The following is a 21,294-nucleotide window of genomic DNA, read 5'->3' as shown; positions in this document are numbered from 1 at the left end:
GGATAGCAATAATTTACACCGTAAGGAAAGGGCCGTATAAGCGTTTTTGTCGCTTGATCAAAATATTTTGGGTGGGTACCAATATTCGATCTGCGGATGCAGGATCGCCGGCTGCAGACGTGCGATGAACTCTTTTCTGGAAATCGGAATTGCGCCGAGCGACGCCAGATGCAAGGTTTCCTGTTGGCAGTCGATCATTGCAACCCCGTGCTCTTTCAGGAAGTGCACGAGATAGGCAAGTGCTACTTTCGAACCGTCGGAGACTCTGGCAAACATGGACTCGCCATAGAACATCCGTCCGATGCTGACTCCATACGCGCCCCCCACGAGTTGGCCATCCAACCACAGTTCCGATGAATGCGCATACCCCTGCCGATGCAATGCCGTGTAGCCGCGCACGATATCTTCCGAAATCCAGGTTCCTGCGCCTTCCTTGCGCGGTCCGGCGCAGGCGCGCATGACCTCCTCGAATGCCGTGTCAAAACGGATTTGCCAGAGGCCATCCGTATTCGCGCTGGCATGAATCCTTTTTAATGTTTTTTTCAAACTGCGCGAAATCATGAACCTGTCGGTGAACAGCACCATGCGAGGATCGGTGCTCCACCACAAGATCGGCTGTCCCTCGGAAAACCATGGGAAGATACCGTGACGATATGCATCGAGCAGGCGTGCAGGCGACAAGTCACCACCCGCAGCAAGCAGTCCGGGTGCGCCGTCTATTTCTTTTAGCGCCTTGCGCACATCAGGAAAAGATGTGTCCTCGTCAAGCCACGAAATCATCCATGTTCCTTCAATCGTGCCGGAAAGCCGGACTTTCCAGCCAAGGTCGATGTTGCATGGGCGAGAAGCCATCAACTTCGGTCTGTTTCACCAATAAATATGCATTGCTGATGAAATATCGGACATTGCGCCCAGTCATTCGCGCGGTCGCAAAGGCTTTGTAATGTCGTGCGTATGCATACTGAACGCACCTTCACCGCTCCTTACTTTGGTCAGGTCGGAAAAAAATGACTTCAAGGTGTAGCCCACAGTGGGGAATGCAATCTCTTCCCATGGAATTTCGTGTTCCGCAAAAAGCCTTACCTCAAGACTTTCGATGCCTGCTTCGTAATTCAAATCGAGCAATGTTGCGCGATAGAACATGTGCACTTGATGCACATGCGGAACATTCAGCAAAGAGAACAAGTCATGCAATTCCACGCGTGCGCCGGCCTCTTCCAGCGTTTCGCGCATGGCGGCATCGGTCGTGGTTTCATTGTTTTCCATGAATCCGGCAGGAAGCGTCCAATAGCCATGGCGCGGTTCGATTGCCCGTTTGCACAACAGGACGCGCGTCTGTCCCTGCTCTTCCCACACAGGGATCGATCCAATCACCATTTTGGGATTTTGATAATGAATCACACCGCAGTTTCCGCAAACGTAACGCGGACGGTTGTCATCTGGAGGAACCATCAGCGACACAGGGTGGGCGCATTCAGAGCAAAAGTTCATGGAAGTAGAAGAAGACTACAGATGTAATTGGATGCTCGCAGATTGGCTACCGCTGCAGGCATGTTGCCAGTGCATTACTCGGGTGTCGCAAATATACATGTCGAAGTGTATCACCCGCGATGTGAAGCCGATTGTATTTGCGTTGATTGCCGATGCGGGATATAATTCTTCTCTTCAGACGCGGGGTGGAGCAGTCTGGCAGCTCGTCGGGCTCATAACCCGAAGGTCGCAGGTTCAAATCCTGCCCCCGCAACCAAGTATCTAAAGCCTTAATTCCCGCTCGGCATTACACATCCTCTAAATCGGGCGTCGCGAGGCAGCATCAAACGGGTTTTCTAACCGGGCAAGCATCACGGATGCCTGTCGATGACTGTAGCATCTGCATATTGTTACCAAACAACAAGACGCACAAAATTGCACATGAATACTATTGAGGCGAAAAGAGTCCTCGAAACTGCGCTGTTGTGCGCTCATGAGCCATTGTCCATTCATGACATGAAAAAGCTCTATGCGGATGGCGGCGAAAATGGTGAAGAAGTCGGTGCTGATACCATCAAGCTGATGCTTGAGGAGTTGCGCAGTGATTGGGCTGGCAAGGGTATCGAAATCGTCAGCCTATCCACGGGGTGGCGTTTTCAGAGTCGTCCCGAAATGAAGAAGTACCTTGAACGGCTGAATCCTGAAAAGCCACCCAAATATTCGCGCGCGACACTCGAAACGCTCGCGATCATTGCATATCGACAACCAGTGACGCGTGGCGACATTGAGGAAATTCGCGGCGTCACTGTCAATTCGCAAACCATCAAGATGCTGGAAGATCGTGGCTGGATTGAAGCCATCGGTCACCGGGATGTGCCGGGCCGGCCATCGCTGTTTGCGACGACCAAACAATTTCTGGATGATCTGGGATTGACTTCTCTTGATCAATTGCCGCCATTGCAGCAGATGACCAAAGAGGGCATGCAAGGCGGGATGCTGGCACAAATGGAGGCTCACACCGGCATTCAGGCAGGGCTGGATCAAACATCAATGAACTTTGCATCCGCTGATGGTTCCATTGCAGATGCTGAGGTATTTCCAGTTCTCGCTGCGGTCGAAAGTCAGGAAAACGCTATTGAGCAGGATGGTGTATCGCCCGTTTCATTGTATGTAGCCGAAGCCGTGTCTGATGACACGGCGCCACAATTGCCGGTTGAAACCGCGTCCGGTCAGAATAGCCAAGAATCAAATGATGAATCAGCCTATCCCCAATGAAGTGTCAGCCGCCAGCGCGGACACCCCGGCCTCTTCGGAGCGCAAAGAGCATGAAGTCGCGAGCAGGGCAGTTGAAATCTTGCCCGTGAATGGTGTGCCGGCCGAGGAATCCAGGTCGAAGCCGGCGAAGCGTGGTGTGCGCGGACCTCGCAGTCTGCGTCGGGCGCGTACGCCACGTTCGAACGATGCTGACTCCACGGCAAAGATCGCCGATTCTCGCGAGTCGGTTGGTGACGTGAAAGTTGGCGACGCCAATGGCGGCGGCAATGGGCGCGATCCAGTCCAAACCCCGCGCAACGGCCGCAAACGAAGCGATCGACAACCGGCACAACAGACGCGTAACAAGCAAGGCGGTAGTGCGGGAAGGGATAAGACAGCGGCGCGTACCCGCTCGAAGAATGTCGAAGCGGATGATGTATTTTCATTCGTGACATCCGATGCGTTTGACAGTCACGCCGCGGATCGTGATGACCAAGGCGCATCGCGTCGCGATGGTCGTCAAGGTGCTGTGAAAAATGTGCGTCGCGATTTGACGGCCGAGGACGATGCCCCCAAGTTGCACAAGGTTTTGGCGGAAGCCGGCCTGGGTTCACGCCGTGACATGGAAGAATTGATTATTGCCGGACGCGTTTCCGTGAATGGCGAACCTGCCCATATCGGGCAGCGTATTTTGCCGACCGACCAGGTTCGCATCAATGGCAAGCTGATTCAGCGAAAAATCACCAAACGCCCTCCGCGTGTTCTTGTTTACCACAAGCCGGCGGGTGAAATCGTCAGTCATAATGACCCTGAGGGACGTCCCTCGGTGTTTGATCGCTTGCCGAACATGAAGGCAGCCAAATGGCTCGCGGTCGGACGCCTTGATTTCAATACGGAGGGCTTGTTGCTGTTCACGACATCAGGTGATCTCGCCAACCGACTGATGCATCCTCGTTATGGCATTGAGCGCGAATATGCGGTGCGAACCCTGGGTGAGCTCGAGGAAGGGATGCGTCAAAAGTTGCTCGGCGGTGTGGATCTGGAAGACGGCGTCGCACAGTTCTCCAAAATCGCCGATGGTGGAGGCGAGGGGGTCAATCGTTGGTATCGCGTGACCATTGGTGAGGGACGCAATCGCGAAGTGCGCCGGATGTTCGAATCAATTGGATTGACTGTATCGCGCCTGATCCGCACACGATACGGCGCGATGAGCCTGCCGAGAGGGTTGAAACGTGGCCGCTGGGAGGAGTTGGATGAGAATGCGGTACGCGACTTGATGGCTTTGAGCGGATTGGAAAAAGCGGTTGGCGGCAAGCAGGGCAAGGAACGCAGTGACCGTCCGGATCGACAAGGCGAACGAAACGGGAATGTTGCGTTTGACCAGGGGCAGAAGCGTGGTCAACAACCACGCGGACAAGGGCGCAATCAAGGGCAGGCACGTGCGAGGCAGCCCGATCCTTTGCAGACCGCTCTCGGCTTTCCGGGAATGGAGCAGCCGCGTCGCAATGGCAGCCGGCAACGCAACGATATGTCGCTGCAAGGCGTTCCACGGCGGCGCCCGCGATAACGATCGTCAATGCTTGGGGGCTGGTACGTTGTTCGCAGTGACTAGGTTGGGGTGTGTTGAATATTTTCACGGTGAAATGTTCGTTTCTGAGCGGCGCTTTCGATTGCGACTCGTAAATTTGTCGTTTATAATTAGATAGTTAACGCAAGACACTTCCGTAGTTTTCGATTTGCGAATCGGTTGCGGGCGGGCGTAATGATAAGAAGATGGGCAGATGCCCATTTTTTTTTTGTTGAATAATTTACCGAGTCGGGTCACGACGACCCGTTAAACGATACGGAGAATCGCTTTGCGGTTGCTGGAACTGGTTGAGAAAACCGTCGTGGGCATGGGCTACGAGTTGGTCGATATGGAACAGGCAGCTCATGGCTTGTTGCGCGTTTATATCGATTTTCCGATCGAGGATGCTGACAAGGGCAGTATTACGGTCGAGGACTGTGAAAAAGTGAGTCACCAGCTTTCGCATGTCTTGACGGTGGAAAACGCGCACTATGAGCGTTTGGAGATTTCGTCGCCAGGGCTGGATCGTCCGCTGAAGAAGGCGTCCGATTATGTACGCTTTGCCGGATATGAGGCGGTTGTCAAACTGCGCATGCCGATGCCGGGTGCGGCAAATCGCAAGTCGTTTCAGGGGGTTTTGCATGCTCCCGAAGGCGACAAGCTGAAACTGGAATTTGAAGGAAAAGAAGGGCCGGCGATGCTCGAGTTTACGCTCGCCGATGTGGACAAGGCACGGTTGGTGCCGAAAGTGGACTTTAGGAGCCGCAAAGCATGAGTCGCGAAGTATTGTTGTTGGTCGATGCGCTAGCACGTGAGAAAAATGTCGATAAGGATATCGTCTTCGGGGCGCTCGAGCATGCGCTCGCGCAAGCGACCAAGAAACGCTACGAGGGCGACGTGGACATCCGCGTTTCCATCGATCGCGATAATGGCGAGTTTGAATCCTTCCGCCGCTGGCATGTCGTGCCCGACGAGGCGGGTCTGCAATTGCCCGATCAGGAAGTGCTGCTGTTCGAAGCGAGAGAGCAGATTGCGGATATCGAGGTCGACGATTACATTGAAGAGCCGATCGAGTCGGTGGATTTCGGACGGCGATTTGCCCAGGATACCAAACAGGTAGTGCTGCAGCGGATTCGCGACGCGGAGCGTGAACAGATTCTTGCCGATTTCCTGGAGCGTGGCGACTCGCTCGTGACGGGCACCATCAAGCGCATGGAGCGCGGTGATGCCATTGTGGAGTCCGGCAAGATTGAAGCGCGCCTGCCGCGCGACCAGATGATTCCGAAGGAAAATCTGCGCATCGGCGATCGCGTTCGCGCCTTCATTTTGCGTATCGACCGCAATGCGCGCGGACCTCAGGTGATTTTGTCGCGCACTGCACCGCAGTTCATCATGAAGTTGTTCGAACTCGAAGTGCCGGAAATTGAACAGGGCCTGTTGGAGATCAAATCTGCCGCGCGCGATTCCGGGGTGCGGGCAAAGATTGCGGTATTCACCAGCGACAAGCGCATCGACCCGATCGGCACGTGTGTCGGCATGCGTGGTTCGCGCGTTCAGGCCGTGACCGGCGAACTCGGCGGCGAGCGCGTCGATATCGTGCTTTGGTCGGAAGACCCGGCGCAGTTTGTCATTGGTGCGCTGGCTCCGGCGAACGTGTCTTCGATCGTGGTCGATGAAGAAAAGCACGCGATGGATGTTGTGGTGGACGAGGAAAATCTCGCGATCGCAATCGGTCGCGGCGGTCAGAATGTGCGTCTGGCATCGGAGTTGACCGGCTGGCAGATCAACATCATGACCGCCGAGGAGTCTGCGGACAAGTCTGCTGCGGAGACGGCAGCAATTCGTGTGCTTTTCATGGAAAAACTCGATGTTGACCAGGAGGTTGCTGACATTCTGGTGGAAGAGGGTTTTGCCACGCTCGAAGAAATTGCCTACGTGCCAATCAATGAAATGCTGGAAATCGAGGCATTTGATGAGGATACGGTCAACGAATTGCGCAACCGCGCCCGCGATGCGTTGGTAACCGAAGCAATCGCCTCGGAAGAGGGGCTGGAGGGAATGGAAGACGGGCTCGCCAACCTGGAAGGGATTGACCGCGTTACCGCCGGCAAGCTGGGATTGGCTGGCATCAAGACAGTTGAGGCCTTTGCCGGTCTGGCCTATGACGAATTTGGCGCGATTCTGGCATTGCCGTCGGAGCGCGCACGTCAATTGATTGACAATGAATTTGAAGATGTGACTGATGATGAGATGAGGCTGATCGATGCCAAGTACGACGATCGTGCCAAAGCATTGCAGGCCAAGGCGTGGGATCTCGTTGAAGCCAAATGATCCGGAACGCACCAATATCATCTGCCCCGTCACATAGAAAAGAGGACTGAATGGCGAGTACCAACGTAGCCCAATTTGCCACCGAACTGAAGATGCCTGCGGACTTGCTGCTGACTCAATTGCGAGCAGCGGGCGTCGAGAAAAGTTCGGCGTCCGATCCGCTGTCCAAAGACGACAAGGACAAGCTTTTGAGTCATCTGCGTCGTTCGCATGGCGCGACGCCGGAAGGCGAGAAGAAAAAAATCACCTTGACTCGCAAGGAAACAAGCGAAATCAAGCAAGCCGATTCGACCGGCAAGTCGCGCACGATCCAGGTGGAAGTGCGCAAGAAACGTACGTTCATCAAGCGCGATGAGCCTGCTGTCGTTGAAGAGCCAACATCGAAGCCGGTCGTCGCTCCCGTCGTTGACGAAGCCGAGACGGCACGTCGCGCAGAAGAGGCGCGGCGTCAGGCCGAATTGATCGCCCGCCAGGAAGCGGATCTGCGCGAGAAACAGGAGCGTTTGGCCAAGCTGGAGGCTGAGAAAGAAGCGCAGGCGAAGGCAATGCGCGAAGCGGAACTGGAAGAGCAGCGAGTAGCCGAAGATAACGCGAAGCAGGCAATGGCGGTGGAACGATCCGCAGCCGACGAGCAAAGCCGCCTCGCTGCGGAAGAAGCCAAGAAGAAGGCTGCACAACAGGAAGCGAAGGAAGCTGCCGAGCGGGCGGCTGCGACGGAGCGTGCGCGCAAGATGGTTGCCGATGAGGTTGCGCAGATCAAGGCCATGATGAATGCGCCGCGCAAGGTAATGAAGGCGCCTGAGCCGGCTGCACCTGCGGCAAAGGGCGCGGAGGGCACATTGCACAAGCCCGCCGACAAGAAGGTTGGTGAAAAGAAGGACGACAAGAAGCCTGCGGTCGGCGACAAGAAGGCGATCAAGTCCGCCAACGTGTCGTCCACGTGGCAGGATGATGCTGCGAAAAAACGTGGCGGCATCAAGACACGCGGCAATACCGCCGGTGCAAGCACGGGGCGCGACGGCTGGCGCAGCGGGTCGAAAGGGCGGCGCTCCTCGCATGGCGACGAACAGCGCGAGAGCAATTTCCAGGCGCCGACCGAAGCGATTGTCAAGGACGTGTACGTGCCTGAAACGCTGACCGTTGCCGAACTGGCTCACAAGATGTCCGTGAAGGCTTCCGAGCTCATCAAGCACATGATGAAACTGGGCCAGATGGTGACGATCAATCAGGTGCTGGATCAGGAAACAGCCATGATTCTGGTCGAGGAAATGGGGCACAAGGCGTTCGCGGCCAAGCTGGACGATCCGGAAGCGCTGCTTGAAGAGACTGGCGCTCATGCGGATGCCGAGGCGTTGCCTCGCGCCCCGGTGGTGACGGTGATGGGCCACGTTGACCATGGCAAGACGTCGCTGCTCGACTCGGTCCGCCGCGCGAAGGTGGCAGCCGGTGAAGCGGGTGGAATCACGCAGCATATCGGCGCATATCACGTCGAGACGCCGCGCGGCATCATCACTTTTCTTGATACTCCTGGTCACGAGGCGTTTACCGCGATGCGTGCCCGCGGTGCCAAGGCGACCGACATCGTCGTTCTGGTCGTGGCGGCTGACGATGGCGTGATGCCGCAGACCAAGGAAGCCATTGCCCACGCAAAGGCTGCAGGCGTACCGATCGTTGTTGCTATCAACAAGATTGACAAGCAGGGTGCCAATCCCGAGCGCGTCAAGCAGGAACTGATCGCGGAGCAGGTGGTGCCGGAAGAGTACGGCGGCGAGTCGCCTTTCATTCCTGTCTCGGCGAAAACCGGTCAGGGCATTGATGAGTTGCTGGAAAACGTGCTGCTGCAAGCGGAAGTCCTGGAATTGAAGGCTCCTGTGGATGCCTTTGCCAAAGGCCTGGTTATTGAGGCCAAGCTCGACAAGGGACGTGGTCCGGTTGCGACCGTCCTTGTGCAATCCGGCACCTTGAAGCGCGGCGACATTGTGTTAGCTGGTTCTTCGTACGGCCGTGTGCGCGCGATGCTGGACGAGAATGGCAAGAATATTGCCGAAGCGGGCCCCTCGATCCCGGTCGAGATTCAGGGCTTGACCGAAGTGCCGGCGGCTGGCGAAGAAGTGATGGTGATGACCGACGAGCGCAAGGCGCGTGAAATTGCGTTGTTCCGTCAAGGCAAGTTCCGCGACGTCAAGCTGGCAAAGCAGCAAGCGGCCAAGTTGGAGAACATGTTTGACCAGATGGCAGAAGGTGAAGTGAAAAACCTGCCATTGATCGTCAAGTCAGACGTACAAGGTTCACAGGAAGCGCTGGTTCACGCCATGCAGAAACTGTCCACCAACGAAGTTCGGGTGCAGATCGTGCATGCGGCAGTCGGCGGCATCAGCGAAAACGATGTCAACCTTGCCGTGGCTTCCAAGGCGGTCATCATCGGCTTCAACACGCGTGCCGATGCTTCAGCGCGCAAACTGGCCGAAACCAGCGGTATCGACATTCGTTACTACAACATCATTTACGATGCGGTGGACGAGATCAAGGCGGCAATGTCGGGCATGCTGGCACCGGAGAAGCGCGAGCAGGCATTGGGCCTGGTGGAAATTCGCCAGGTATTCCATGTCAGCAAGGTTGGCGCGATCGCAGGCTGCTACGTGCTGGACGGTTTGGTCAAACGCGGTTCGTCGGTGCGTTTGTTGCGTGATAATGTCGTCACGTGGACAGGCGAACTTGACTCGCTCAAGCGCTTCAAGGATGACGTGAAGGAAGTGAGGGCCGGCTTTGAATGCGGCTTGTCGCTGAAGAACTTCAACGACATCAAGGAAGGTGATCAACTGGAAGTCTTTGAAGTTCAGGAAGTTGCACGTACTCTGTAACAGTGTATGCGGCGGATTGCGTTATCGCGGTCCGCCGATACAATCAAGCAGAGACCGATTCTCACAGCATGGCTAAACACAGCAAATCCATTCCGGGCCGCGGCGTACGCGTTGCCGATCAGATTCAGCGCGATCTGGCGGAAATCATCGCGTACGAACTGAAGGACCCGCGCGTCGGGATGATCACGATTACAGAAGTGCAGGTCACGCCGGATTATGCTCACGCAAAGGTGTTTTTCACCATGCTGGTCGACAATCCCGAAGCGGTGCAAAACACGGTGACCGGCTTGCGCAAAGCGGCAGGCTTCATTCGCGGCCAACTCGGCAGGCGATTGACCATCCATACCATTCCCGAAGTGCACTTTGTTCACGATGTCTCGACTGCGCGCGGCATGGAACTGTCGCGGCTGATCGATGAGGCGAACGCGACGCGCGCCAGGGATTCGGAAGACTGAAGCCCTCTGCCTGCCGCATCCGCGCGGCAGTTCCCGACGGATTTTTTACGAAAACATGGCGCAACCTTCGCCCAAAAAGATTCGCCTGCCGATCCATGGCGTACTTCTGCTCGACAAGTCCGCCGGGCATTCCAGCAACGATGTTCTGATCAAGGCAAAGCGCTTGTTGAATGCGCAAAAGGCCGGGCATACCGGTACGCTCGATCCGTTTGCAACCGGCTTGCTGCCTTTGTGCTTTGGCGAGGCGACCAAATTCGCACAGGACTTGCTGGACGCAGACAAGACTTATGAAGCGGTTGTCCATCTGGGCATTGTCACGAGCACTGGCGATACCGAAGGCCCTGTATTGCACGAGCGTGAGGTTGGTGTCACGCGTGAGCAGATCGAAGCCGTATTGCCGCAATTTCGCGGCGAGATAGAGCAGATCCCGCCGATGCATTCCGCCTTGAAGCGTGACGGCAAGCCGTTGTACGAATACGCGCGCGCCGGCATCACGCTGGAGCGTGAAGCGCGGCGCGTGAGCATTCATGCGCTCGATATCGTTGACTACCGCGCGCCCTTCCTTACTTTGAGCGTCACCTGCAGCAAAGGTACTTATATTCGCGTATTGGGTGAGGATATCGGCGAGGCCCTGGGGTGCGGTGCGCACCTTCAGGCGCTCCGGCGCACTGCTGTCGGGAAGCTCTCACTTGATCGCGCGGTAACGCTGGATGTGCTTGGCAGCATGCCGGAAACTGAGCGTGTCAACGCGCTGGCGCCGGTTGATGCCTTGCTCTCATCCTTTCCTGCGGTGACACTGCCTGAAGAATTGGCAAGGCGCTTCCTTCATGGACAACGGCTTGCGCTGGGCAAGGAGAACCTTGCATTGCCGGAAACCGCAGGGCGTGTGCGCGTCTATCGTGCTGCGGATGACGTTTTGCTCGGCACGGCGCAGCTAATGGAATATGGTGTGCTTGCGCCTGAGCGGCTGATTGCAACGGCCGGCTCGTAAGGCGCATTCATTGCGCCTGAGCGGTTGATTGACGCTGTTTTTTCGAGGCGGCTTCGTAAAGCGACATCACCATCGCGCTGTATCTTTCCAGATCGGCGATGCGCGTTTGATGCGATGGGTGGGTACTCGCGAATTGAGGCGGCTGACTTTCGCCCATTCCCTGCATCTTGCGCCATACTGAAATTGCGGCGCGCGGATCGTAGCCTGCGCGTGCCGCCAATTCGACACCCATCCGGTCGGCCTCGGTCTCGTGCTCGCGGCTGTTGGGCAGCAAATAGAGGTATTTCGACATGTCGCCCGCCAGTCCCATCTGACTCTGATTTGCGCCGATCGCGATGCTCGCCACCACCAATCCGAGTTGTGTACCCATTTGCTGAGATGCGCGCTCGCGGCCGTGCTCGCGCAATGCATGCGCAATTTCGTGCCCCATGATGGCGGCGATTTCATCGTCGGTGAGCTTCAGTTTTTCAATGATCCCGCTGTAGAACGCGATCTTTCCGCCCGCCGCGCAAAAGGCATTGAGCTGGTCGGATGTGATGACATTCACTTCCCATTTCCATTTCGGCGCGTCGGGTCGGAATATCTGCGTATGCGGGGTCAGACGGCCGGCAATTGCATTGACTCTCCTTGTCAATGCCGGATCTTGATTCAAGGTGTTCTTCTTCGAGGCGTCCTGCATCATCTGGCTGTAGGAGCTTGCCATGGAACGATTGAAGCTGTCCGACGAAAATGCCATGTATTGCGGCCTGTTGACGCCGACGGTGCCCGGCGCTGTCGTGCTGACTTGTGCGCAGGCTGCGAGGAGTGCCGCCAGGCTGACGAAAAGAATCTTTCGCATCATATGGAATGACAGTTTTGCAAAGTGCAGAGGATCCCGAGTATAAATTAGCGGAAAGCAACTTTTCGAAAAATTTCATGGAAGCAGCAACTCCTTGAAATATCAGGTCTTTTAAAGATTCGTGTGGCGCAGCATGCTATAATTTTGGGTTTTCCGCCCCCTGTTTCCACGACCATGTCAAACACCAAACGCGCTCTGCGCAACATCGCCATCATCGCCCACGTTGACCACGGCAAGACCACGCTTGTCGACCAATTGTTGCGCCAATCCGGCACCTTCCGCGACAACCAGCAAGTTGATAATCGCGTGATGGATTCGAACGATATTGAAAAAGAACGCGGTATCACGATTCTGGCGAAGAACTGCGCGATCGAATACAAGGGTACTCACGTCAACATCGTCGATACTCCGGGCCACGCCGACTTCGGCGGTGAAGTGGAGCGTGTGTTGTCGATGGTCGACAGCGTGTTGCTGCTGGTCGATGCCGTTGAAGGTCCGATGCCGCAGACGCGTTTCGTCACCCGCAAGGCGCTGGCACTGGGACTGAAGCCTATCGTTGTTGTCAACAAGATCGATCGTCCGGGCGCGCGTCCTGACTGGGTGATCAATGCCACGTTCGAACTATTCGACAAGCTGGGTGCAACCGACGAGCAGCTGGATTTCCCGGTGGTCTTCGCCTCTGCGTTGAACGGCTATGCCAGCCTGGATTCGGAAGTGCGTGAGGGCGACATGACGCCGCTGTTCGACGCCGTGCTGCAGCACGTGCCGGTGCGCGATGATGATCCCGATGGTCCGCTGCAATTGCAGATCACGTCGCTGGATTATTCCTCCTATGTCGGCAAGATCGGTATTGGTCGTATCACCCGCGGCCGCGTCAAGGCATTGCAAGACGTGGTGATCATGAATGGCCCCGAGGGTACGCCGCAAAAGGCGCGTGTCAATCAAGTGCTGAAATTCAAAGGCCTCGAGCGCGTGCTGGTTGACGAAGCCACTGCCGGCGACATCGTGCTGATCAACGGTATCGAAGACCTGAACATTGGCACCACCGTCTGCGCTCCGGATCAACCAGATGCGTTGCCGATGCTGAAGGTCGACGAGCCGACGCTGAACATGAACTTCATGGTCAACAATTCGCCGCTCGCGGGTCGCGAAGGCAAGTTCGTGACCAGCCGCCAACTGCGCGACCGTCTCGACCGCGAACTGAAATCCAACGTGGCGCTGCGTGTGACCGATACCGGCGACGACACCACGTTTGAAGTGTCCGGCCGCGGCGAGTTGCACCTGACGATTCTGCTGGAAAACATGCGTCGCGAAGGCTATGAATTGGCCGTGTCGCGGCCGCGTGTCGTGTTCAAGATGATCGATGGCGTGCGTCACGAGCCGTTCGAATTGCTCACCGTGGACATCGAAGACGCACATCAGGGCGGCGTGATGGAAGAACTGGGCCGTCGTCGCGGCGATTTGCAGGATATGCAACCGGACGGCAAGGGACGTGTGCGTCTGGAATATCGCATCCCGGCACGCGGGCTGATCGGATTCCAGTCGGAATTCATGACCTTGACGCGCGGCACCGGCTTGATGAGCCATATTTTTGACGAATACGCACCGGTGGATGTCTCCAAGGGCGAGATGGCGGGCCGTCGCAACGGCGTGCTGATTTCGCAGGATGACGGCGCGGCGGTGGCGTATGCATTGTGGAAGCTGCAGGATCGCGGCCGCATGTTCGTCGTCCATAACGATCCGGTCTATGAAGGCATGATCATCGGCATCCATTCGCGCGACAACGATCTGGTCGTGAACCCCATCAAGGGCAAGCAGCTGACCAACGTGCGCGCATCGGGTACCGATGAGGCGGTGCGTCTGGTGCCGCCGATCCAGTTGTCGCTGGAGTATGCGGTCGAATTCATCGAGGATGACGAGCTGGTGGAAATCACGCCGAAAAGCATTCGCCTGCGCAAGCGCCACCTGAAGGAGCACGAGCGCAAGAAGGCTTCGCGCGAAGCAGCGTAACGGCTTGATCGAACGCCCGGAAGACGGGGTGCAAGAGATTGCGACAGCAATAATGGCCCGGTTACCCTGGTGGTAACCGGGCCGATTTTTTATGCGAAGGCAATGCATGTCATGGCATTTCTGAACACGCACCGGCGGGCAATTCTCATGATGGTCTGTGCCGCGACCTTGTGGAGCATTGCCGGCGTATTGACGCGGCATCTCGACGCGGCGCGCGGTTTTGAAGTCACGTTCTGGCGCAGTTTCTTTTCTGCGCTGTTTGTCGCAGCCGTGCTCGTCTGGCAGCAGGGCGTGCCGCAAGCGATGAGGACCGTTCGTTCCGGCGGACGGCTCGGCGTGCTGTCGGGCATGATGTGGTGCGTGATGTTCTGCTGCTTCATGATTGCGCTGACGAAAACCACGGTGGCGAACACGCTGGTCGTGATGAGCGTATCGCCCTTGCTCACCGCGTTTCTTGCATGGCTGATCCTGAAGCAGGCGATTCCGGCGCGCACATGGGGTGCGATCGTGGCAGCGACGATCGGGATTGCGTGGATGTTCGTGCACGGCATGAGCGGCGTGGGCGAACGGCATTTGCTCGGCATGTTGATTGCTGCCGCAGTGCCGGTGGCAGCGGCGATCAATCTGATCGCGATCAAGAAGGCCGGGCATGGCGTCGATCTTGTTCCTGCGGTGTTATTGGGAAGCATTTTCTCGGCGGGGCTGATGCTGCCGCTGGCGTGGCCGGTTCAGGCATCGTGGCACGATGTCGCGATCCTCGCCGTACTCGGCTTCTTTCAGCTCGGCCTGCCGTGCATGATGATGGTCAAGGCGACGAAGGCGCTGTCGGCACCGGAAGTGTCCCTGCTTGCCTTGCTGGAAGTGCTGCTCGGGCCCATCTGGGCGTGGCTTGGCGCTGGCGAAGTGCCTGCGCAGGCGACGCTGATTGGCGGTGCGATCGTAATGGGAGCGCTGGTATTCAACGAGTTGTCGGCGATGCGCTCGACGGTGCGCGGCGGTGGCGTGAAGTCGTCGGTCTGACGCACATACATTCACATCAAAAAAAGCCGCCGGACGATGAAGGATCTGGCGGCCTTTTGCTTTTACTGACGTCGAAACGATCTCTTACACAGCAGCTGCCTGCAGTTCCGGCACCGCTTTCTGTGACTTCAGGATGTCGGCGATGGCCTTGAAGAGTTGGTTGATTTGCTGTTCATCGATGATCAGGGGCGGCGAGAGCGCGATGATGTCGCCGGTGGTGCGGATCAGCACGTTCTTTTCCCAGAAACACTTGAGGAACACATCGAAGGCACGCGCGGTCGGTTTGCCGGGCACGCCCTCCAGTTCGATGCCGCAGACGAGGCCGAGGTTGCGCACATCTTTTACGCAGGGCAAACCCTTCAGGCTATGTGCGGCGTTCTCGAAATGGGGCGCCATGCTGGCGGCACGGTCGAACAGACCTTCCTCCTTGTAGACATCCATCGTCGCGACCATTGCAGCTGACGCGAGCGGATGGCCGGTGTAGGTATAGCCATGGAAAAACTCGATCGCGCCCTCCGGTGAGGCATCCATGAAGGCGTCGTGGATGTCCTGGCGCACGATGACCGCGCCCATCGGCACGGCGGCATTGGTCAGGCCCTTGGCGCAGGTGATCATGTCGGGCACGACGCCGAAGAAATCGGCGGCGAACGCCGTGCCGAGCCGGCCGAAGCCGGTGATGACTTCATCGAAAATCAGCAGGATGCCGTACTTGTCGCAGATCGAGCGCAGCTTTTGCAGATAGCCCTTGGGCGGAAGGATCACGCCGGCCGAACCCTGGATCGGTTCGACGATGACGGCTGCGACAGTTGCCGGATCGTGCAGCGCGAGCATGCGTTGCTCCAGCTCGTCGGCCATTTCCGCTCCGTGTTCCGGCAGTCCTTTCGAGAATGCATTGCGCGCGATATCCAGCGGATGGCGCAGATGATCGACGCCGGCCAGCGTCGGGCCGAATTGCTTGCGATTGCCCGCGATGCCACCGACTGCGATGCCGCCGAAGCCGACGCCGTGATAGCCGCGCTCGCGTCCGATCAAGCGCGTCCGCAAGCCGTCGCCGCGCACGCGGTGGTAGGCCAGCGCGATCTTCAGCGCGGTATCGACCGCTTCCGAGCCATCATTGCAGAAGAAGACGCGATTCAATCCTTCCGGCGCAATCGACACCAGCGCGCTGGCGGCTTCAAACACTTTCGGATGGCCCATCTGGAATAGCGGCGCGTAATCCATCGTGGCGGCCTGGTGCTGGATTGCCGCGGTGATTTTCGGATGGCCGTGGCCTGCATTGACGCACCACAATCCCGCGGTGCCGTCGAGAATCTGGCGTCCGTCGTCCGTCGTGTAATGCATGCCGGACGCCGCCACCAGCATGCGCGGTCTGGCCTTGAACTGGCGGTTGGCGGTGAATGGCATCCAGAAGTGTTCGGTGTTGAGCGTGTTCGCCATGCATGTCCCCTCGTTTTGTCAAAATGGATAGGAATGGGTAGGTCTTCATGGTAGTACGTTTGCCATCGTGATGCAGCCGCATTTCCGTGCAAAACGGAAGGCGGGCAGTCCCGGTAAAATACGGCTTTTTCCTGGGTAACTGCCTTGAACTCCGTCAAACTGCCTTCCCGCCGACTTTCCGTTGCACCAATGATGGATTGGACGGATCGGCATTGCCGCATGTTTCACCGACACATCACACGCCATACCTGGTTGTACACCGAGATGGTGACGACAGGCGCGCTGCTGTACGGCGATGTTGCGCGGCATCTGGATTTCAATGGTGAAGAACATCCGGTCGCGCTGCAACTCGGCGGTAGCGAGCCGGCTGATCTGGCGAAGAGCGCAAAGCTCGGCGCGCAATGGGGCTATGACGAGATCAACCTCAATTGCGGCTGCCCGTCGGAGCGTGTGCAGAAGGGCGCGTTCGGCGCCTGCCTGATGGCCGAACCGGCGCTGGTGGCGGATTGCGTGAAAGCCATGCGCGATGCCGTATCGATCGATGTCACTGTCAAGCACCGCATCGGCATCGACAAGGTGGAGTCTTACGAATTCGTGCGCGACTTTGTCGGCACCATTGCCGATGCCGGTTGTACAACCTTCATCGTGCATGCGCGCAATGCGATCCTGCAAGGATTGAGTCCGAAGGAAAACCGCGAAATTCCTCCGCTCAAGCCGGAGTTTGCCTATCAACTCAAGCGCGACTTTCCGCATCTCGAAATCCTCATCAACGGCGGCATCAAGACCCTTGCCGAGATCGATGCGCATCTGCAGCATGTCGATGGCGTGATGATCGGGCGCGAGGCGTACCACAATCCCTACATGATGGCGGCCTTCGATGCCCGCTATTACGGCGATGAAGCGCCGGTCAAATCGCGCGCCGAAGTGTTGCACGCGATGCAGCCGTATATCCGCACGCAGCTCGAACGCTTCGGCAAGAGCGAGGTCGGCGGCGGCTTGCGAATGAACAGCATCACGCGTCACATGCTCGGCCTGATGGCCGGGATGCCGGGGGCGCGCGGTTTCCGCCAAACGCTGTCCGATTCCAGAAAGCTCGCGTCGGGCGACCCGGCGTTGTTGCTGGAAGCGCTGGGCAGGACGCAAGCCTTGGCCGCATAGCAAGTTTCCCTTCTCGTTGATGTCTCCGCCACACTGTCGCTCAGTGCGACAGTGACTTCGCGCACGCGTCGTGCATTGTTATATCTTCACAAGATTTGTCTGCGCCGCATGGCATGAATGCTGCTCGCTATCTGTACGTCTGTATGCGATTGATCTTTGCGGCACTGTTCCAGTAGGGAAAATCCGTGAAGTTTTGAAAAGACACGACGTTGCCGCAACATGTATTGGAGGAATCGATATGCCATTACGAAGCGGAAAAAGTCAGGAGACGATCAAGACCAATATCAAGACGCTTGTGCATGAGTACGAAAGCCGAGGAAGAATCGGCACGAGCCATCCGAAGAGCAAGAAGAAGGCGATCAAGCAAGCGGTTGCGATTTCCATGAAGAAGGCTGGGAAGAGCAGGTCCAGGCATTGACGAGATGGCAGGCGGGTGCGCCTGCCGCTTTTTTTTGTGGAGCATGTTTGCATGGGAAAGCAGGATGACAAAACCATGCCGCCGCAACATCAGGACAAGCAGCCCGGGTCCGAAGCGGCGATGCGACCGCGCCCGGAGGCGGAAGGAAAACGCTATCGCGGCAGCGGCAAATTGACAGGCAAGGTGGCGTTGATCACCGGCGGCGACAGCGGCATCGGGCGCGCCACGGCGGTGGCGTTTGCCAAGGAGGGCGCGAACATCGCGATCTCCTACCTCGATGAACATCAGGATGCGCAGGACACGCAACGGCTCATTCAAGCGGAAGGCAGGGAATGCCTGATATTTGCGGGCGACATCGGCGACTCGGCATTCTGCAAGAGGTTGATTGACGATACGGTATCGTCACTGGGAAAGCTCGATATCCTGGTGAACAATGCGGCACAACAGTATCCGCAGAAAAGCATCGTGGACATCAGCGATGGGCAACTGGAAAAGACATTCCGCATCAACCTGTTTTCCATGTTCTACATGGTGCGCGCCGCGCTGCCGCATCTCAAGGAGGGTGCACGCATCATCAATACCACCTCGGTGACCGCGTATCGCGGCAGCGCGCACTTGCTCGACTATTCGGCGACAAAAGGAGCGATTGTTGCGTTCACGCGTTCACTCTCGCTGCAATTGGCTGAGAAGGGAATTCACGTGAATGGCGTCGCGCCCGGCCCGGTCTGGACGCCATTGATTCCGTCGAGTTTCGATGCAGATCATGTGAGTGAATTCGGCAAGAATGTGCCGCTTGGCCGCCCCGGTCAGCCGGATGAAATTGCACCGGCGTATGTGTATCTGGCTTCTGACGACGCGTCTTACGTGAGCGGACAGGTGTTGCATGTGAACGGCGGCGAAGTGCTGAACACGTAATGCGGGATTGTCATTCCGAACGGAGTGAGCAATCTCATGCACGTGATGAAGCCGGCGCTGGAGATTCCTCACATGCGCTCGGAATGACAGGACGAGCCGGATGTCGTGCTCGCACTCTCGTGCCCGTGTTCTATTGCAATCTGCTCTACCTGTTCTTGCCCTAGTAATCCTTGAGCCGGTTGTACAAGGTCTTGAGGCTGATGCCGAGCGCCTCGGCGGTGAGGCGTTTGTTGCCGCTGTAGTGCTTGAGCGTCGCGAGGATGATTTCGCGTTGTGCCTCGGCGAGCGGCGTGCCGACGAAGAAATTCAGATAGCCTTCGTGGAACGTGGGCTTCTTTGCGCTCATGTCGGAGAGACATTCCTCGATGTTGAGGGTATCGGTGGCGATGATGAAGGCGCGCTGCACAACGTTCTTCAGTTCGCGCACGTTGCCGGGCCAAGAGTACGAACGGACTACTTCAAGCGAACTGTGTGAAAACACCTTGTCGGTCTTTTCCTGCGCATTGAGCTCATGCAGGAAACATTGCGCAAGCAATTCGATATCGATGCCGCGTTCGCGCAAGGGCGGTACGCGTACGGGAAACACGGCCAGCCTGTACATCAGGTCTTCGCGCAGATGACCCTGCTTGACGGCACCCTCCAGATCACGATTGGTGGCGGCGACCAGACGCACATCGACTTTCACTTCCTCGCTGCCGCCGACACGCAGGAACGCACCGGACTCCAGCACGCGCAATAATTTCACCTGCATCTCCACCGGCATCTCGGTGATTTCATCGAGAAACAGCGTCCCGCGCGAGGCATGCTCGAAATAGCCGACGTGCTGTCGCGCCGCGCCGGTGAAACTGCCTTTCTCGTGGCCGAACAATGCGGCTTCGATCAAGTGCGCGGGGATCGCGCCGCAATTGACGGCGACAAATGCTTCCGCATTGCGCGGGCTGGCTTGATGAATCGCTTTTGCGATCAGCTCCTTGCCGGTGCCGCTTTCACCGACCAGTAGCACGGTGGCGTCGGTGGCCGCGACTTTCTCTATCTGCTGGAACAAGCGCTCCATCGCAGGCGATGAGCCGTACATGAGATCGAAGCGCTTGATGGATTTTTCGAATGCCATTTGATCAGCCGATCTGCAAAGGGTGCGGGATCACGGTGTCCGCCGCGAGGATGCAACGCGATCATGGATTGTCACATCGATGGGCGATGTGATGCTTGCGCTATTTCAGCGTCTTGCAGTCAATGCGGAAATGTATCCCGATACTGCATTGAAGAATGCTTGCACCGAAGGCATTGCGCAGTCGGCAATGCGCTCGCATGACACCTCGCTTGCATGCCTCGTTGAACCAACGATACAGGAGATTGCTGTTCGATTGGGCATGCGACGGCGGGTTTATTTTCCGCATGCATCTCACCGGGATATTTTTCCGTACGGTGTTTACCGGATGAAAAGAATTCCCGAATGAATCGATGCCGCCGGCAGCGAGATGTAAGCGTTACGTCGCGGCGGTAATTTTTACGCCGCTCCGATGCGGTCAGCATCTTTGATGCGCCGTATTGCAACGGCGCTTTCCACTTCAAGTTGCATGGCCGGAATGGACGCTGGCATGGAAACTGCCTTTTGCTGCTTGCCGCGTTTGCATTCGAATCAAGAAACTTATCGCAAATGTAATGGTCAACCAGGAGCACAACGCTTCCTGCATACGCAATTTGAATGAAAGGAACAACCATGGAATCAGCAAAAGTAAAGAGCGCATCAAAAATCCTTCTGGTCACTGCCGTATTGAGCCTGGCATTTGCGGGTTGTGAACGGCGTCCGGCCGATCAGACTTCCGGCGCGTCCGGCGGCGCAGGCACATCGGGCTCCTCTAGCGGCACCATGAGTTCCCCCAGCTCCGGTTCATCCGGCACGTCCGGCAGCTCCGGTACCAGCGGCAGCGGTACCAACAAGTGAAAGGCGCCGCGATGAATGCAATGGCCAATACCTCCAGGGCAGTCCTGGTTGCCGCGTTGATGGGACTGGCGATCGCCGGTTGCGACCGCAAGGCGCCGGATCAAGCCGGTCCCGGCGGCGCGCCCGGCACGCCGAGCAGCACGACCGGCGGACAGGCATCGCCCGGTGGAACGATTGCAGGCCAGACGACGCCGCCCGCAGGTACGGCTCCTTCGAGCGCCCCCGCCGCATCGGCAGCGGCGTCGATTGATGACAGCATCATCACCACCAAGGTGAAGACTGCGTTGCTGGCCGATACCGATGTCAAGGGCAGCGACATCAGCGTCGAAACGAAGCAGGGCGAGGTGATGCTGGGCGGATCGGTCCAGAGTCAGGCGCAAATCGACAAGGCGCTGAAAATCGCCAACGCGGTCGATGGCGTAAAGAGTGTCGATAACAAAATGCTTGTGAAGCAATAAGGTCGGAGATTGTCGGCGCATGTTCCCGCAAGGCGGGGACATGTTGCATCCCGTAGCGATGGGTGCGGCGTGGTTGTCTGCATCCGAAGATGGTTGCGGAATACATGAATCCGAATGCATCAGCAATTTTTCCGGCTTGCGTTCCCGTGCGGCGGCGCAGGCCTTT

At 57.4% G+C, this 21,294-nt stretch carries 20 protein-coding genes and 1 tRNA gene; 16 read left to right on the top strand and 5 right to left on the bottom strand.

Going from position 1 to position 21,294, the window contains the following annotated elements:
- Window positions 1-57: 57 nt before the first annotated feature.
- Together aat and D3870_RS12650 are read right to left on the bottom strand one after the other, a co-directional pair.
- Entirely contained in the window at window positions 58-780 is a 723-nt protein-coding gene (gene aat, locus D3870_RS12655; RefSeq protein WP_119742049.1) for a leucyl/phenylalanyl-tRNA--protein transferase, read from the bottom strand.
- Between the two features lie 135 nt (window positions 781-915).
- The gene (locus D3870_RS12650) at window positions 916-1,491 is read right to left on the bottom strand and encodes an NUDIX hydrolase (RefSeq protein WP_119739592.1); all 576 of its coding nucleotides are present in this window, start codon (window positions 1,489-1,491) and stop codon (window positions 916-918) included.
- Window positions 1,492-1,670: 179 nt separating this feature from the next.
- Here D3870_RS12650 and D3870_RS12645 point away from each other — a divergent pair.
- The 8 genes from D3870_RS12645 (at window position 1,671) to truB (ending at window position 10,929) form a co-directional block, all read left to right on the top strand.
- A tRNA-Met gene (locus tag D3870_RS12645) sits at window positions 1,671-1,747 on the top strand.
- A 164-nt stretch (window positions 1,748-1,911) separates the two neighbouring features.
- Window positions 1,912-2,745, top strand: coding sequence for an SMC-Scp complex subunit ScpB (gene scpB / locus D3870_RS12640; RefSeq protein ID WP_119739591.1), 834 nt, complete (start codon window positions 1,912-1,914; stop codon window positions 2,743-2,745).
- Window positions 2,723-4,291: a 23S rRNA pseudouridine(2605) synthase RluB gene (gene rluB / locus D3870_RS12635; RefSeq protein ID WP_242489963.1), complete on the top strand. Its 1,569-nt coding sequence runs from the start codon at window positions 2,723-2,725 to the stop codon at window positions 4,289-4,291. Before scpB ends, rluB begins: the two co-directional genes overlap by 23 nt.
- Before the next feature lie 289 nt (window positions 4,292-4,580).
- Complete coding sequence (gene rimP, locus D3870_RS12630; RefSeq protein ID WP_119739589.1) at window positions 4,581-5,066, top strand: ribosome maturation factor RimP; 486 nt, start codon at window positions 4,581-4,583, stop codon at window positions 5,064-5,066.
- The gene (gene nusA / locus D3870_RS12625) at window positions 5,063-6,622 is read left to right on the top strand and encodes a transcription termination factor NusA (RefSeq protein ID WP_119739588.1); all 1,560 of its coding nucleotides are present in this window, start codon (window positions 5,063-5,065) and stop codon (window positions 6,620-6,622) included. The genes rimP and nusA overlap by 4 nt, the downstream gene beginning before the upstream one ends.
- Window positions 6,623-6,672: 50 nt before the next feature.
- Window positions 6,673-9,483 carry a translation initiation factor IF-2 gene (gene infB, locus D3870_RS12620; protein WP_119739587.1) on the top strand — a complete coding sequence of 937 codons (2,811 nt, stop codon included), beginning with the start codon at window positions 6,673-6,675 and terminating at the stop codon, window positions 9,481-9,483.
- Window positions 9,484-9,551: 68 nt separating this feature from the next.
- Entirely contained in the window at window positions 9,552-9,938 is a 387-nt protein-coding gene (gene rbfA / locus D3870_RS12615) for a 30S ribosome-binding factor RbfA (protein WP_119739585.1), read from the top strand.
- A gap of 55 nt (window positions 9,939-9,993) precedes the next feature.
- Entirely contained in the window at window positions 9,994-10,929 is a 936-nt protein-coding gene (truB, locus tag D3870_RS12610) for a tRNA pseudouridine(55) synthase TruB (protein ID WP_119739583.1), read from the top strand.
- A gap of 7 nt (window positions 10,930-10,936) precedes the next feature.
- Here truB and D3870_RS12605 read toward each other — a convergent pair whose 3' ends face one another.
- Complete coding sequence (locus D3870_RS12605; protein ID WP_119742047.1) at window positions 10,937-11,767, bottom strand: M48 family metallopeptidase; 831 nt, start codon at window positions 11,765-11,767, stop codon at window positions 10,937-10,939.
- Window positions 11,768-11,941: 174 nt separating this feature from the next.
- Between D3870_RS12605 and typA the strand changes: the two genes are divergently transcribed.
- Together typA and D3870_RS12595 are read left to right on the top strand one after the other, a co-directional pair.
- Complete coding sequence (typA, locus tag D3870_RS12600) at window positions 11,942-13,777, top strand: translational GTPase TypA (protein ID WP_119739581.1); 1,836 nt, start codon at window positions 11,942-11,944, stop codon at window positions 13,775-13,777.
- 111 nt (window positions 13,778-13,888) lie between these two features.
- Window positions 13,889-14,797: a DMT family transporter gene (locus tag D3870_RS12595; protein ID WP_119742045.1), complete on the top strand. Its 909-nt coding sequence runs from the start codon at window positions 13,889-13,891 to the stop codon at window positions 14,795-14,797.
- A gap of 84 nt (window positions 14,798-14,881) precedes the next feature.
- On the opposite strand, the gene aptA is transcribed toward D3870_RS12595, so the two are convergent.
- Window positions 14,882-16,234, bottom strand: coding sequence for an omega-aminotransferase AptA (aptA, locus tag D3870_RS12590; protein WP_119739580.1), 1,353 nt, complete (start codon window positions 16,232-16,234; stop codon window positions 14,882-14,884).
- Window positions 16,235-16,393: 159 nt separating this feature from the next.
- On the opposite strand from aptA, the gene dusA reads away from it, so the two are divergent.
- The 3 genes from dusA to D3870_RS12575 all read left to right on the top strand — a co-directional run bounded on the left by dusA (window position 16,394) and on the right by D3870_RS12575 (window position 18,725).
- Window positions 16,394-17,392 carry a tRNA dihydrouridine(20/20a) synthase DusA gene (gene dusA, locus D3870_RS12585; RefSeq protein WP_277986371.1) on the top strand — a complete coding sequence of 333 codons (999 nt, stop codon included), beginning with the start codon at window positions 16,394-16,396 and terminating at the stop codon, window positions 17,390-17,392.
- A 238-nt stretch (window positions 17,393-17,630) separates the two neighbouring features.
- The gene (locus tag D3870_RS12580; RefSeq protein WP_119739577.1) at window positions 17,631-17,810 is read left to right on the top strand and encodes a hypothetical protein; all 180 of its coding nucleotides are present in this window, start codon (window positions 17,631-17,633) and stop codon (window positions 17,808-17,810) included.
- Window positions 17,811-17,861: 51 nt separating this feature from the next.
- The gene (locus D3870_RS12575; RefSeq protein ID WP_119742043.1) at window positions 17,862-18,725 is read left to right on the top strand and encodes an SDR family oxidoreductase; all 864 of its coding nucleotides are present in this window, start codon (window positions 17,862-17,864) and stop codon (window positions 18,723-18,725) included.
- Between the two features lie 160 nt (window positions 18,726-18,885).
- Here the strand turns inward: D3870_RS12575 and D3870_RS12570 are convergent, their stop codons facing one another.
- A complete protein-coding gene (locus D3870_RS12570) occupies window positions 18,886-19,836 on the bottom strand; it encodes a sigma-54 interaction domain-containing protein (RefSeq protein WP_119739575.1) in 951 nt (316 codons plus the stop codon).
- A 79-nt stretch (window positions 19,837-19,915) separates the two neighbouring features.
- Between D3870_RS12570 and D3870_RS12565 the strand changes: the two genes are divergently transcribed.
- The 3 genes from D3870_RS12565 to D3870_RS12555 all read left to right on the top strand — a co-directional run bounded on the left by D3870_RS12565 (window position 19,916) and on the right by D3870_RS12555 (window position 21,128).
- Window positions 19,916-20,182, top strand: coding sequence for a hypothetical protein (locus D3870_RS12565; RefSeq protein ID WP_119739573.1), 267 nt, complete (start codon window positions 19,916-19,918; stop codon window positions 20,180-20,182).
- A gap of 263 nt (window positions 20,183-20,445) precedes the next feature.
- Complete coding sequence (locus D3870_RS12560) at window positions 20,446-20,670, top strand: hypothetical protein (protein WP_119739571.1); 225 nt, start codon at window positions 20,446-20,448, stop codon at window positions 20,668-20,670.
- Between the two features lie 11 nt (window positions 20,671-20,681).
- Window positions 20,682-21,128 (top strand): BON domain-containing protein, encoded by a 447-nt coding sequence (locus tag D3870_RS12555; RefSeq protein WP_199710632.1) that lies wholly within the window; start codon window positions 20,682-20,684, stop codon window positions 21,126-21,128.
- Window positions 21,129-21,294 lie beyond the last annotated feature (166 nt).

Origin of the sequence: Noviherbaspirillum cavernae (assembly GCF_003590875.1) — a bacterium.
GTDB classification, from domain to species: domain Bacteria; phylum Pseudomonadota; class Gammaproteobacteria; order Burkholderiales; family Burkholderiaceae_D; genus Noviherbaspirillum; species Noviherbaspirillum cavernae.
This window is presented reverse-complemented; position numbering and strand designations above follow the sequence as displayed.